This window comes from Sphingomonas floccifaciens, assembly GCF_042681125.1.
Classification (GTDB): Bacteria; Pseudomonadota; Alphaproteobacteria; order Sphingomonadales; family Sphingomonadaceae; genus Sphingomonas; species Sphingomonas floccifaciens.
This window is the reverse complement of record NZ_JBHUFC010000020.1, coordinates 1-12,144: the sequence shown is the minus strand read 5'-3', so window position 1 is coordinate 12,144 and position 12,144 is coordinate 1. Positions and strand designations below refer to the sequence as shown.

Here is a 12,144-nt window from a genome sequence, read left to right as displayed (position 1 = left end):
CTACTAACTTGTTTACGCATCCAAGAGGTCTACCCCTCGCGCGATCCCAATTTTTCTAACAGTCGCAAGCGCGCCCTGTAGACGCGGGTTTCGACCGCTTTTTCGCTGATTCCGAGCAGACAGGCCGTTTCGGCCTGGCTGAGCCCCTCCACCGTTCGGAGCACAAGCGGCTCCTTCAAGTTCATCGGCAATCGGGATATGGCCCGCCGAACGTGATCGAGCTCCTCGCGACTGGATGCCGCCTCCTCGATTCCCACCTGGTCGTCCGGAACAGCCTCGGCCTCCTCCGCGATCGGTGTCGCAAAGGACAGAAAGCGGCGCACCTTCTGCTTGCGCGCCCAGTCGCGGCACTTATTGAGCGCGATGGCCGAGAGCCATACACGCATGGACCGCGCTCCGTCATAGCGGCTGAGCGCCTGATGCGCCGAGATGAAGGTCTCCTGAGTCAGATCCAGCGCCTCGTCGGTGTTGCCGAGGCAACCACGAGCGAGCCGGAACACTGGCTCCTCGTACCGCCGGACGATCTCGGCAAATGCCGCCTGGCGGCCGACCTGACTGAGTGCAGCAAGCTCACCGTCAGACAGACTCCTCCAATCAAGGCTCACTGCGAGTCTTCGGTCAGCGCCTTCACCACGGCACGGTCGAACTGTGCAGTCTGGTTCGGTCGGAGAAGCTGGCGCATGCCGAAGATGTGAGCCAAAGTCGCTTTCTGCAATTCGCCCATCGCGGCGTGATTTTGATCCACCGCAGCCGTGACGCGCGGGCCGTTGCCGTGCTCGGCCTCGATCGCCGCGGCCAGCCTTGCGTTGCTCGCCCGCAACTCGAACTCTAATGCGCGGCGCTGAACGCCATAGAGGCGCTCGAGACTGTCGAGCTTCGCCGACTGCCGTTCGTCAAGTGCTAGCCGATGATGCAGCACCTCATGGAGCTCAGCGCCTGCCCTAGGACGTGCCGGCAGGAGTTCCCGCCCGAGGAAAACACCGGCCAAAGCTGCCAGGAAAGCCGTCACGCCGATCAGGGCTGCTTGGCGACGCATGGTCACGGTGTGCCGAACAGCAGAGAAGAAGGTGCGAGCGGTTGCTGAGGCCCGAGGGGAGCCAAGGAAGAGGCTCCGGTTGCTGCCGCCGGTACGCCACCGGCCATGCCCATGATGAGCGCCGCGATGGCCGTTACCAACCCAAGCCCGGCACCCGATCGGGCCATGGGGGCGGATTTCAGGCGCGCAAGGACGCGTTCTTCCATATGCTCCAGCGCTGGAGGAGCGGGCGCGCGCGCCAGCCTCCCAAGTAGCTCATCGAGGTCGTTCATGTTCATCTCTCCTCTTGCTAACATGAATTACGCGCGATCCGCACCTGTCCCTCACCGCCGTCGCGACGGTTCGTTGACCTTTCAGTTTCGATGCATGACGGGCCGAGAGACCAGCCGCTGAATGTCGAGCCTGTTGTTTCTCAGGCCAAAAGTATTCGGCTGACGCTTCTGGAGGTGACCGACCGCCCGACTCAAGCCGGAGGTAAGGGCTAAGCCAACGGCAACACAAGACTTTTGCGTCAACCGGTATACATAGACAAAGCGGCCTGTCGCAGCGACGCGTTCTTCGTCGACCCTCACTCCTGCTCGCGAGGGCGGACTGTCGCGAGAGCGCCATGCCGAAAGTCAGGACACACGCTTCCACATCTGGCCTTCTCGCCGATCCGAGATCGCATCCCAGCCTTCATCCGACACGCTTCGACCGGCCCACAGCTGGGTGCATTGGTGCCGGTTCGAACGGTCGACTAACCAAGTCCTGATCTCGCAGTTGATTATGGACCGCTGTGGCGGCAGTCGCTGCCTGGCCCAGGGCTACGCTGATTTGATCCAAACCTTCGACAACGTCACCAACCGCGTATACTCCCGCGACCGTCGTTCGTTGGTGCTGATCGGTGACGATGCAGCCCGAGGCGCTTGTTTTCGCCCCCAAGGATATGCCGAGCTGCGAACGCGGCGAGGAACCAAGCGCGGGGTATAGCGTGTCGAAGGTGAGCCGCTGATCGTCGGTCAATACGGCTTCGATCCGCTCTTGTTGGACGAAGAGTCTCGCGACCGGCGTTTGGACGACCGATACTCCGTCCCGCTGCAACGCCGCAATTTCGTCCGCCTCGAGCTCGAGAGCTCGATAGGCCAGCAGCGTGACGTCCGCTCCGAAACCGCTCAAGAACCGCGCCTCTTCGGCACCGTGCCGGTCAGCACCCAACACTGCCACTACGCTGTGCCGTGCTTCGTAACCATCGCAAATTGGGCAGTAGCGGATGAGGCCACGGGCAACGCCGGCATCATGCATCGCGGCGGGAATCGCCGGCCGATGATTGACAACGCCAGTCGCGAGTATGACGGAGCGGGCTTTTATGACATCTAGCCCTTGAGAGATCAGGAAAGCGTCGCCCGACGACGCGATGGCATCCACTTCGCCCCGCCGGATAAGTCCGCCGTAGCGTTCAAGCTGCGCTTCAAGACGCACGAGGAAGTCGACGCCTGCTATCCCGTCAGGAAAACCGGGCAAGTTTTGGGACCGCGGAATAGATGCAGCGCGTCCGAAACCAGCATCGATCACAGCGCAACGCCGCATGAAGCGCGCAAGGTAGACGGCGGCGGTTAACCCGCCGGGGCCACCTCCGATAATGGCGCAATCGACGATCTGGTCCGGTTCACCATTCCATTCCCTGTCGCGCAGCCACACGCCCATGCCTTGCTCCCTTCGCCAACATTGTCGTCAGTCTGCAGCCGTCTCATGGCCGTTCGATCGTGTGACGTCGTACCGTCGTTAAGGAATACGCGGCGGAGACCATGACCCCTCGCGACGAGCGCCAACCGCCCGCGGCCGTGCAGAAAAAACATTGTGAGGGGTGGTCGCCGCGCCCGCGTAACATAGTTGAGCCCACAACACGGAGACTCGCTCAATGCGTCGCTTGATTGTTCCCGCCGCCGCTGCCGCCCTTGCTCTTCTGAGCGGTGCGGCGCAGGCACATCCGAAACTGGTCGCTTCGAACCCCGCCGCCAATGCCGCGGTCGCAGCCCCGGCGAAGATCACTCTTCAGTTCAGCGAGAAGCTGATGCCCGCTTTTTCGAAAGCGGAGTTGATCATGGCGGCGATGCCGGGGATGCCTGCCATGAAGATGGCGAGCTCGGTCGCCGTGGCGCCGGACGGGCGCACGCTCGTCATCACGCCAAGCGCTCGACTCTCGCGTGGCCGGTACACGATCGACTGGAACGTCGTTTCTGCCGACACGCACAAGATCGCCGGCCATCTCGCGTTTGCGGTGAAGTAAGGCATGACCGATGGGCCGACCATTTTGGTCCGTTTCGCGCTATATCTGGTGCTGGCGGCGATGTTCGGCCTGTCGGCATTCAGCCTGTACGGTCTGCGAGCTGGAGAGAGGGATGATGCGATCGCGCTACGGCCCTGGCTCGTGGGCAGTTCGGTTCTCGGCCTGCTTTTGTCCGCCATCGCTTTAGTAATGATGGTCTCGAACATGGCGGGCACGCCGCTTTGGCCGGTCGATCGCGCGGCGGTCGCCATGCTGCTCGAGGGCTCGCCGACTGGTACGGCCTGGCTGGTTCGAATTGCTGCGTTGTTTGTTGCAGGTGCTGCCGCGCTGCCAGCCAGAAAAAGTGACCGGGCTTTGGTCCTCATCATGGCGGCGTCCGGCGTGGCAATGGCATCGCTTGCGTGGACGGGCCATGGCGCAATGGACGAAGGCGGGGCGGGGTGGATCCACCTGATTTCAGATATCCTGCACCTGGTCGCAGCTGCCGCATGGGTGGGCGCGCTTCTGGGCCTCATTCTCCTTCTGGCTCAACCCGCCGAGCGCGTGGATGGTGATCACCTTCGCCTGACCCATCGCGCCCTCCACGGGTTCGGCGCGGTGGGTACGGTAGTGGTGGCAACCATCGTTCTTACGGGCCTGATCAACAGCTGGCTGTTGATCGGGCCGGCCAACGTCGCTGCCCTCGGCATGACCACTTATGGCCGATTGCTGCTTGCTAAGCTCGCGTTGTTCGTCGCCATGCTCGGCCTGGCTTCGCTCAACCGCTTTCGGCTGACACCCGCATTCGAAGAATCGATCGCTGGGGAAGACCACCGCGGCGCTTTGAGGTCGCTTCGCGTCAGCCTCGGGGTGGAGACGGCCAGTGTTGTCGCCATTCTTGCGCTGGTCGCGTGGCTTGGCACGCTTGCGCCTCCGACATCGGGCATGTGACGCCGATGGATCAGTCTCTTCTACTGGACGAGGCTGGTCGAATGCTCGTGGTGATTTGGCTTATCATGATCGTGCTACTGATGCCCATGATGATTATCAGTCTCATCATCGGCATTGTTCAGGCGGCGACGTCGATAAACGAGCAGACCTTGAGCTTTGTGCCGAAGCTGGTGGCGCTGTTCGTCTGCCTCCTCGTTTTCGCGAGCGCGGTGACGGAACTGCTCACCGGGTTCACGAAGGAAATATTCGGGGTGATCGCAACGATAAATCGCTGATTCTGCGTAGAGGAAGCGATCAATTCTTCCCCAGATACCGCACGCGCCCCGGGGAGGTTGTCGGCCCAGGTTGGGCGATAATTCCTCGGCAGAAGCTCGGCGGCGCGGCGGGCTGGGTGGTCGGCGCTATGGTGATGGTGCAACTGCGCCAGGCGCTCCGTTCGACGCCCTTCAGCTTGGCCGTCTCGAGTAGGCTGTAAATGCTGGCGGCAAGAAGACCACCCTGGTCGGACCCGGCGAACAGCGAGTTCTCGAGACCGATGGTCATGCCCCTCCGCAAACGCCCGGCGGAGTTGTTGTCGAGCTCCCGCCGGCCGTCGTCGCCGTATCGGGTGGGCCCATCGGGCGCGAAGGCGCGGGCGATCGATCATCGCCCGCGCGCGCGTTCTTAGGCGGCCATTGTCTCGCATGCCTCGGCACAACGAAGGCAGGCTTGGACGCAATCCTCCATCCCGTCGAGCTGGCGGCAGGTCTCGGCGCACGCCCGGCAGATCTCCGCGCATTCGCGGCAGATATGCTGATGGTGGGCGGATTTCCGCGCCATGAAGTCGATCGCGACCGCACACATCTGGGCGCAATCGGCCATGATTTTCATGTGTTCGGGGGCGGCGTGCTGGCCGCCCATCTCCAGGCAATGGTTCATCGCCATGTGGAGGCAGGTGACATGGCATTCGTGGCAGGCGTCCATGCACGCCTTCATGTCGGGGTCGATCTGGTGCATCGTAGGTCCTTTCGCTGATTGCCCGCTCATTAGAAAGTACGCGTCCGAGCGCCCGATCCCTTGGGATTACTCCCGAACCGAAAGTTGGTGCTGTGCCCTACATCGTCCAGCGACCGCCGATCGTCGCCACGAGGATCCCCGCGCCCAGCGCGAGCACGGTCAGCCCCGTCATCGCGACGATCTGCGCCAGCGTCGCGGTCGGGGTCATTGCCATTCCCTCCATCGCCGCTGCGCGATCGTGGCCATAGGGATGGACCGTTGCATTTCGTTTCTCGGCCGCAACGGCATGGCCGCCATGCTCAAGCGCACGCTCGATGACCATTCCATGCTTCAATCACCGCCACTAGCCATAGATTGAAAGGGTAGGCGACGACGAAGCCGATGAGGGTCGCGAGCGACATGACACCCCAGAAACGAAGCGAGTTGGCGTGCATCGCGGTCATGTCGCGGCTCATCAATATGACCATCGTCGGGATCATCCCGGCCATGACGGCAATCATCGACAGCCACTCCGGGATGAACGACGCACGAAGCGCACGCCCGTAGGAGCCACCGAGCATGTCGCGCATGAACAGCGCCGGGAAGATAAGGAGACCGAATCCAAAGCTGAACAGGTATTCAGCCGTCACGTCCAGCCACATCGGCAGACCGAGCGCCGGAGTCATTGCGGCGGCGACAAATACGCCGGTCGCATCGCCGGCCAGGGAAAGGATGGCGGACCCGAATCCTTGCTTCCAGAGCGGGCGGATGAAATCCTCGTGTCGCTCGTGGGCGGGCTTCTGACAGGACAGCACATAGGCCGCCGCCATGATCGGACCGCCATAGAGCGTCACCAGGATCCAGCCCCACCTCATCACCTTGAGTTCAGGATTTCGAGCAAAGGCGTCCCAAGCTACGTAGGCGACGGACAGTGCAGTCAGCACGAACCAGCCTACCAGTATTGAATCGAGCCAAGCGTAAGGGGAAGTGATCATCATAGAGGCCGGGCCCGCCGCTTACCATGATGGCTATAGCCGTAGTCCCCCACATCGAGCTGCAAGAGGCAATTTGAATAAGCCTCGCTGCCCGGAGTGAAGCCGTAGCGCTCACACGCGGAACGATGTCGGAGCGCCATTTCTTGGGCGCTGATACAGCCGCTCAAGAGCAAGCCGGCAGCAGTGACGCCGAGAAGCGCAACGTATCGAGGCATGTCCGGTCCTCCTACTGCGGAGCAGGTCCATACCCCTGATACGCGCGCGGCGCGCCGATCCCTCGCCGGGTAGGCTCAAGCGAGCTTGCTAGCGACCGCCTTGATCGCCTTCAACCCCGACCCGAACCGACCGATCGCCTCGCGGTTCTTCTCCAGCTCACCATAGGGCAGGTAAGAGATATCGAGGTCGGCGACGCGACTGAACGCGGGGCGTTGGAGCTGGGCGCGAACATCGGCCTCGCGCGCGTCTGGTGCGACGAGAAACAGGCCCGCGGTCGCGTGAAGCTCGCTGCCGCTGAGCGCCAGGTCGAGCATCCTGACGATACCCGAATAGATCGAGGTCGAGTGCTCCACCTCGAATGCCGCGGCAACGTGATCGCTTCCCTTCTCAAGCCACAGCACGTCGATCAGCCGGATCGAGTCAGCGCCCTTTGACGTGGCGATCGTGTCGGGCAGGCGCTCAAGGCACCCTGCGCCCAAGGGTGATCCGTCGAAGACGCGGCTGCGGTCGTTCGCAGCGATCCAAACGTCATAACCGAGCGCCAAACCTAGATCGCGAAGCCATGCCTGGATTTCGGTATGGGTGCGCTCGTTCTCGCCCTCGCGCAGCGCGGCCTTACTAAGCGTGCGCGCCTCCTGGCGCGCCGCCTCGAGCCGCTGCCCCCAGCTCGCCAGCGCCCCGCCGCTCACGTCGAGGGGAGGGGCAGGATAGCGATCGGACCCGATGTCGAACAGCAAGCCGCCGATCGCGCCCAGGTCGTTCGACAGAAGGTCGCGGAAGCGATCGTTGAGGTCGAGAATGCCGGCCCGCATCGCCAGGAAGTGCTCCCAGCTTCCAAGCTTCACGTTCGCCCCCGTCAGCGCGTTGTAGCCCTTAACGATCGCGGTATTGAAGGGCGGCACCAGCGTCGGGTGAAGGAAGTAGAGGAGGTTGGCGACGGCCGGCCCCAGCCCTTTGATCTTCAGGCGGTCGATCGCGTGGATGTGGCCGATGATCTCCTCGGCCGTGTCGCAGCACGAACAGGCGTCGAGCAGCCGGCCGAACGCGCGCTGGTTACCGGGGCTCTCGTAAATGTCGGGGATGCGGAGCTTGGGCTTCCACAGAAACGCGTGATCCGCGCCTTTAAAAATCTGACGCTGCTCGGCGACGGAATGGACGACGGTCTCGAGCGACGATCCTCGATAGGCGACGCCGAAGGTGCCGCGTTCGATCTCACCAACGACCTGGATGATACCGCGCCGGATTGAGCGGAAGTTCTTCAGCCGCTCATCCCAAAGAAACCAGCTATTGTAGGTCGCGCTAGGGTCTTCACGCCAGCGGGCGATCAGCCGACGGACTAGGCCGGCGTGCGTCTCGCTTTGGACGTGCTGGTCGCTGATGATCGTCATCGGTACGCAATGTCCTTTGGAGGCGCGAAGGTTATATCGGCCTCTCGACCAATCCTTATAACCGCTAGTCGCTATTCAGTGCCGCAGCATGATCTTCTGTCGCCGCTCCGCAAGGCGAGCGGTTTCCAGTGTGTCGGGGGGTGAGAGAACGGTTGTTCGTCGGCTACTTGCCGGCCGGCGGCTTTCGGCTCGACGTATGGAGAATCACGATCCGCCAATTCCCTGCGATCTTCTTGAGCACACTGGTAGCAACGCCGCGTCGTTGCACCGTTTCGCCAGCCTTGGTCGTGATCGTGTATTCGTAAGCCTCATCCGCCAGCGCCAGACCGTTTTCGAGCTTCACGGAAGCGCGGTAGTTACTGAAGCGAAAGGCGGAGAACTCCTTGAGCTCGGGACCGAGGTGGTGCGCGAGATACTGCGCATAGGTTCCCTCGCTGCCCCCGCTTTCGAAAACCTTTGAATCGGACGAGAAGAGCCGCTCAGTGCCGGTGGCATCGAGGCGCTCGATCGCCTGCTTATACTGTTCGAGAACCGTCTGAACCGCCGCCGTTTCCGACGGAGGCGATTGGGCGAAAGCAGGTGGGCTCAACATTGCTGCGAGCACGAGCAGCCGGGGTAGGCCGCGTCGCAGGGCACGCCGACACCATGCCGGCGCATTTGGGGGTGCCGCGGTACGATAAAGCGTTGCGCGCATGATCCTCGCTTCAGAACAAGCAGTTTCAATAATCGGCGCAGATTGGCGGAGTTTATTCGCCTGCGTCAAGTCGCCGCTCGTACGGCGCTTTCAGCCGACGATCCCGCCGCTCGCGAAAGCTGATCCGCCTGAGCGACATGTGTCGAGGGATCGCCCGCGCCAGCACGTAGAAGGGGTATGGGGGAAAGAACAAACTGGACAACGCCATTCGGCAAAGCGTCGGTTCACGCACGACTGCTGTCCGGCGTCATGACGACCTCGGGCGCGTCGCGGAACGACGTTAGATGGCCTGAGCCACCCACGGCCAGGTCGGCGCCGAGCGGCGGATCCGTCAATCCGGCCTATTCGATTGTAGACGCACTACGTGCAATCTTGGCCGGCATCGTCACGTTCTCGCACGCATGGTATCTCCTTATCCGAGACTACCGACCCGGAGACGGTATCCTAGCGGGGTTGGGCTATTTTGCGGCAGGTTTTGCGCACGCGTGCGTCGTGCTGTTTTTCGTGCTGAGCGGCTACTGGATCACGCGGTCGGTTGTTAAGCGGTTGGACACGGGCTGGTCGTGGCCGCACTACCTCGCTGACCGGCTTGTCCGGCTATACCTCGTCCTGATTCCGGCCTTGGTTCTTGGCGGGTTGCTCGACGCGGTCGGTTACCATGTCTTGGGCACCGCGACCCATCGCGCGATGACCGACACCTTTGTCCTGAAAACGGATCTGGGCGACACGCTATCAGCGACAACATTTCTCGCGAATGCGTCGTTTTTGCAAAGCATTCTTGCGAGACCGTTCGGTTCAAATGGTCCGCTTTGGAGCGTCGCCTACGAGTTCTGGTATTATCTCTGGTTCCCGGCGCTCGCGTTGACGGTGCGGACCCGGCGGATGTCAGCATTCCTGCCGACCCTGCTGCTCGGCGCAATCGCTTCGCCTCTGGCTATCGGCTTTCTCTGTTGGCTCGCTGGAAGCGCGGTGTACTTCGCGGAGAAACGCGACGCGTTGACGAAGAAACCAGCCACGCGAACATCCGCGACCACGCTTTCGTTGGCGGCCGCGGCCGCGGCAGCGTTGCTCATTCTGGTAAGGCTTGTTGATTTCGCATTCGAGGATGTCGTGCTCGCGGCGGCTTTCGCAGTCGTGCTTCGACTTGTCCTCTCCGCGCGGCTGAGACTGCCCCGCTGCATGAATGCCCTGGCCAGATTTGGGGCACAGGCGAGCTTCACGCTTTATGCGATTCATTTCCCGCTGATAGCGTTCGCGGCCGGTTTGATGATTAGTAGTGAGCGAATGGAACCGGGCACTACCAGCCTAATATGGGTTGTAGTCGTCGTGACGACTGTGGCCTGGCTGGCCTACGGGCTGTCAAGAGTGACTGAAGCAAGAACCGATATCGTCCGTCGGTGGGTCTCGCGCTATCTGCCGAGCGCATAGTGATGATGTCTGAACGCAAAAGCATCGCACTTGCGAGCGCCGCGTTCTCATGAACTCCGCCAATTGAGCTCGCACGGGCGCAACCGGTGCTCGCCGGCATCAGCCCGCCTACCTCGCTGCGCGTCACGCGCGCGGTCCTCGACAGCGTGGGCGCCCGGACCAGCCTTGGCGGATCACCGGAGCGAGAAACGCGCACCCGCGCGCCAGGCTGGTCGAGGCGGGCTGACCGCACCGGCTGCCGGCGCGGGAGGAGCGGCGGTACCGCGAGCGGATGGCGAACCTGCCCGAGAAGATCCGGGCCATCGGCTGGAAAGCGCAGGTGCGCCTATGCCAGCTCTTCCGGCGGCTATCGGCAACCGACAAGCCGCAGCACAAGGTGAACACCGCGATCGCGCGCGAGCTTGTCGGCTACGCTTGGGACATCGCCCGGCGCTTGGGGGCCGCAGCTAGGGCGTGAGCGCGTCCATGCGAACGAGAGGAGGCGCCCGCCGCCCAACAGCGTAGACCTGGCCTGTGTGTAGCGGGCATCCAACTGTGATGGGCAACCCTCGGTGTAGGGTGGGGCAGGCATGTCCGTCGCCCGAGCTAGAGAGAGGAAGGCCCAGCGACGGACACGGGTAGTGCGATGACCAATCCGCGGACTAGAGCTTGATTAATCGTCGTCGATCAGGAACCTGCGGCACTCCTGCCAAGTCAACGCACCCGCCGGTTGGAAGGCCGGTGACGGGGTAAACACGCCCAGCGCTCCATATGGCAGTCATGACATGAGAGCGTACGTTTCCGGGCCTTCTCTCACCGCCCCCACTTCGGGCTTCGTCGCAAGGCGCGCCCGCTCGACATCCTTCTCGGCCCTTAGCTGGAAATAGTCCGTGTCGCTCTCGGACACGCCTTCGTCTCGCCGCTGAATACTTCTATCAAACTATACGCGCCGACGCCGGGCAGACAATCTTCCGATTTACTGCGACAGGGCATCAATGACCCTGCAGTCGGCAACGGTGCTGGCGGTGCAAGTTCCACCCCAGCGGGCAATTTCCCCTCGTAGCGCCGAGAGGTCGGCCAGTTTGCGATCGATCTCCGCGATGTGGACCGCGGCGATCTGATCGGCCTCGGCGCAGGATCCCCGCGGATCATCTGCAAGACGCAGAAGCGCGCGGACCTGATTCAGCGTGAAACCCAGATCACGCGAGCGTTTGATGAAGGACAGGCGATCAAGGTGCGAGCGATCGTAGAGCCGATAGTTGCCGCCGCTGCGGATGGGAGCGGGAACCAGCCCTTCGGCTTCGTAGAAACGAACCGTTTCGATCTTCAACCCGGTGCGCCTTGCGATCTCACCGATTTTCATATTCGATCCTTGACCCTATAGTGGGGTGAGGGTTCATATAGGGCGTCTGATCCACGAATCGAGCTTCGATAATGGCAGACGCTTGTTGCTCAGGGAAACGCGACACGATCGCGGAACTTGGTCGCAAGGCCGAGCAGCGCCGCGTGCTCATCATCGTGATGGTCATCAATCTTGCGATGTTCGTGGTCGAGTTTGGCGGCGGCGTCGTCGCGCGTTCCTCCGCCTTGATGGCGGATTCGGTCGACATGTTCGGCGACTCGGTGGTCTATGCGCTCAGTCTCTATGCACTGCATCGGGGCGAGCGCTGGGAAGCGGGCGCGGCGCTGGCGAAGGGCGGCATCATCCTGGCTTTCGGCGTCGCGGTCATTTTCGAGATCGCTGACAAGATTGCGAACGGCGTTCCTCCGGCATCGGGCCTGATGCTTGGAGTTGGCAGCGCCGCGCTGGTTGCGAACTTGATCTGCCTCGTGCTGCTCTGGCGCTTCCGCCGCGAGAATGTGAACATGTCGAGCACGTTCGAGTGCTCGCGCAATGATGTCGCATCGAACGTCGGGGTTCTCGCGGCTGCCGGATTGGTCGGCCTGACCGGCTCGGCTTGGCCGGACATCATCGTCGGCGGACTGATCGCCGTGATGTTCCTGCATTCGGCATGGCGCGTGCTGCGGGAAGCCTGGCCGGCATGGCGTGCCGCGAAGACATCGGGGCGCGAGTTATTGCGATGACATGGAAACCTATCTGTGGTACAGTCGGTTTCGTGCGAGCCTTTTTGCCTCTCCTGACATGCCTGATGCTGGTCCTCACCAATTTCTCCGGCATGGCCCATGCCGCCGATCTGGCGGGGGGAAGCATCGCGGGCGTTGAGTTCACGGTCCAT

General features: G+C 62.4%; 17 protein-coding genes. 6 read left to right on the top strand and 11 right to left on the bottom strand.

From position 1 onward, the window contains the following. Window positions 1–29: 29 nt before the first annotated feature. The 4 genes from ACFSC3_RS17900 to ACFSC3_RS17885 all read right to left on the bottom strand — a co-directional run bounded on the left by ACFSC3_RS17900 (window position 30) and on the right by ACFSC3_RS17885 (window position 2,719). Window positions 30–605: an RNA polymerase sigma factor gene (locus ACFSC3_RS17900; protein WP_188659510.1), complete on the bottom strand. Its 576-nt coding sequence runs from the start codon at window positions 603–605 to the stop codon at window positions 30–32. Continuing rightward, the gene (locus tag ACFSC3_RS17895) at window positions 602–1,036 is read right to left on the bottom strand and encodes a periplasmic heavy metal sensor (RefSeq protein WP_380941570.1); all 435 of its coding nucleotides are present in this window, start codon (window positions 1,034–1,036) and stop codon (window positions 602–604) included. The genes ACFSC3_RS17900 and ACFSC3_RS17895 overlap by 4 nt, the downstream gene beginning before the upstream one ends. Before the next feature lie 2 nt (window positions 1,037–1,038). After that, a complete protein-coding gene (locus ACFSC3_RS17890) occupies window positions 1,039–1,308 on the bottom strand; it encodes a hypothetical protein (protein ID WP_188659508.1) in 270 nt (89 codons plus the stop codon). A gap of 403 nt (window positions 1,309–1,711) precedes the next feature. After that, a complete protein-coding gene (locus ACFSC3_RS17885; RefSeq protein WP_188659507.1) occupies window positions 1,712–2,719 on the bottom strand; it encodes an NAD(P)/FAD-dependent oxidoreductase in 1,008 nt (335 codons plus the stop codon). A 214-nt stretch (window positions 2,720–2,933) separates the two neighbouring features. Here ACFSC3_RS17885 and copC point away from each other — a divergent pair, with 214 nt between their 5' ends. The 3 genes from copC to ACFSC3_RS17870 are packed head-to-tail and all read left to right on the top strand — an operon-like array spanning window position 2,934 to window position 4,507. Continuing rightward, the gene (copC, locus tag ACFSC3_RS17880; RefSeq protein WP_188659506.1) at window positions 2,934–3,302 is read left to right on the top strand and encodes a copper homeostasis periplasmic binding protein CopC; all 369 of its coding nucleotides are present in this window, start codon (window positions 2,934–2,936) and stop codon (window positions 3,300–3,302) included. A gap of 3 nt (window positions 3,303–3,305) precedes the next feature. Then, window positions 3,306–4,232 (top strand): copper homeostasis membrane protein CopD, encoded by a 927-nt coding sequence (copD, locus tag ACFSC3_RS17875; protein WP_188659505.1) that lies wholly within the window; start codon window positions 3,306–3,308, stop codon window positions 4,230–4,232. 5 nt (window positions 4,233–4,237) lie between these two features. After that, complete coding sequence (locus ACFSC3_RS17870; protein WP_188660036.1) at window positions 4,238–4,507, top strand: flagellar biosynthetic protein FliQ; 270 nt, start codon at window positions 4,238–4,240, stop codon at window positions 4,505–4,507. Between the two features lie 19 nt (window positions 4,508–4,526). On the opposite strand, the gene ACFSC3_RS17865 is transcribed toward ACFSC3_RS17870, so the two are convergent. The 6 genes from ACFSC3_RS17865 to ACFSC3_RS17840 all read right to left on the bottom strand — a co-directional run bounded on the left by ACFSC3_RS17865 (window position 4,527) and on the right by ACFSC3_RS17840 (window position 8,500). Next, on the bottom strand, window positions 4,527–4,775 hold the full coding sequence (locus ACFSC3_RS17865; RefSeq protein WP_229664647.1) for a hypothetical protein: 249 nt from the start codon (window positions 4,773–4,775) through the stop codon (window positions 4,527–4,529). Between the two features lie 120 nt (window positions 4,776–4,895). After that, entirely contained in the window at window positions 4,896–5,228 is a 333-nt protein-coding gene (locus ACFSC3_RS17860; RefSeq protein ID WP_188659504.1) for a four-helix bundle copper-binding protein, read from the bottom strand. Window positions 5,229–5,325: 97 nt separating this feature from the next. Next, window positions 5,326–5,562 (bottom strand): hypothetical protein, encoded by a 237-nt coding sequence (locus tag ACFSC3_RS17855; RefSeq protein ID WP_380941565.1) that lies wholly within the window; start codon window positions 5,560–5,562, stop codon window positions 5,326–5,328. Continuing rightward, window positions 5,528–6,205, bottom strand: coding sequence for a DUF4396 domain-containing protein (locus tag ACFSC3_RS17850; RefSeq protein ID WP_229664612.1), 678 nt, complete (start codon window positions 6,203–6,205; stop codon window positions 5,528–5,530). The genes ACFSC3_RS17855 and ACFSC3_RS17850 overlap by 35 nt, the downstream gene beginning before the upstream one ends. 287 nt (window positions 6,206–6,492) lie before the next feature. After that, window positions 6,493–7,806, bottom strand: coding sequence for a type II restriction endonuclease (locus tag ACFSC3_RS17845; RefSeq protein WP_188659503.1), 1,314 nt, complete (start codon window positions 7,804–7,806; stop codon window positions 6,493–6,495). 163 nt (window positions 7,807–7,969) lie between these two features. Beyond that, window positions 7,970–8,500, bottom strand: coding sequence for a YybH family protein (locus tag ACFSC3_RS17840; protein ID WP_380941564.1), 531 nt, complete (start codon window positions 8,498–8,500; stop codon window positions 7,970–7,972). Window positions 8,501–8,677: 177 nt separating this feature from the next. On the opposite strand from ACFSC3_RS17840, the gene ACFSC3_RS17835 reads away from it, so the two are divergent. Then, window positions 8,678–9,928 carry an acyltransferase family protein gene (locus tag ACFSC3_RS17835; protein WP_308419351.1) on the top strand — a complete coding sequence of 417 codons (1,251 nt, stop codon included), beginning with the start codon at window positions 8,678–8,680 and terminating at the stop codon, window positions 9,926–9,928. A 271-nt stretch (window positions 9,929–10,199) separates the two neighbouring features. Continuing rightward, window positions 10,200–10,385 (top strand): hypothetical protein, encoded by a 186-nt coding sequence (locus ACFSC3_RS17830; protein WP_229664609.1) that lies wholly within the window; start codon window positions 10,200–10,202, stop codon window positions 10,383–10,385. Window positions 10,386–10,883: 498 nt separating this feature from the next. Here ACFSC3_RS17830 and ACFSC3_RS17825 read toward each other — a convergent pair whose 3' ends face one another. Then, entirely contained in the window at window positions 10,884–11,270 is a 387-nt protein-coding gene (locus ACFSC3_RS17825) for a MerR family transcriptional regulator (RefSeq protein WP_188659501.1), read from the bottom strand. A gap of 71 nt (window positions 11,271–11,341) precedes the next feature. Between ACFSC3_RS17825 and ACFSC3_RS17820 the strand changes: the two genes are divergently transcribed. Further along, complete coding sequence (locus ACFSC3_RS17820; protein ID WP_188659500.1) at window positions 11,342–11,992, top strand: cation diffusion facilitator family transporter; 651 nt, start codon at window positions 11,342–11,344, stop codon at window positions 11,990–11,992. Window positions 11,993–12,144 lie beyond the last annotated feature (152 nt).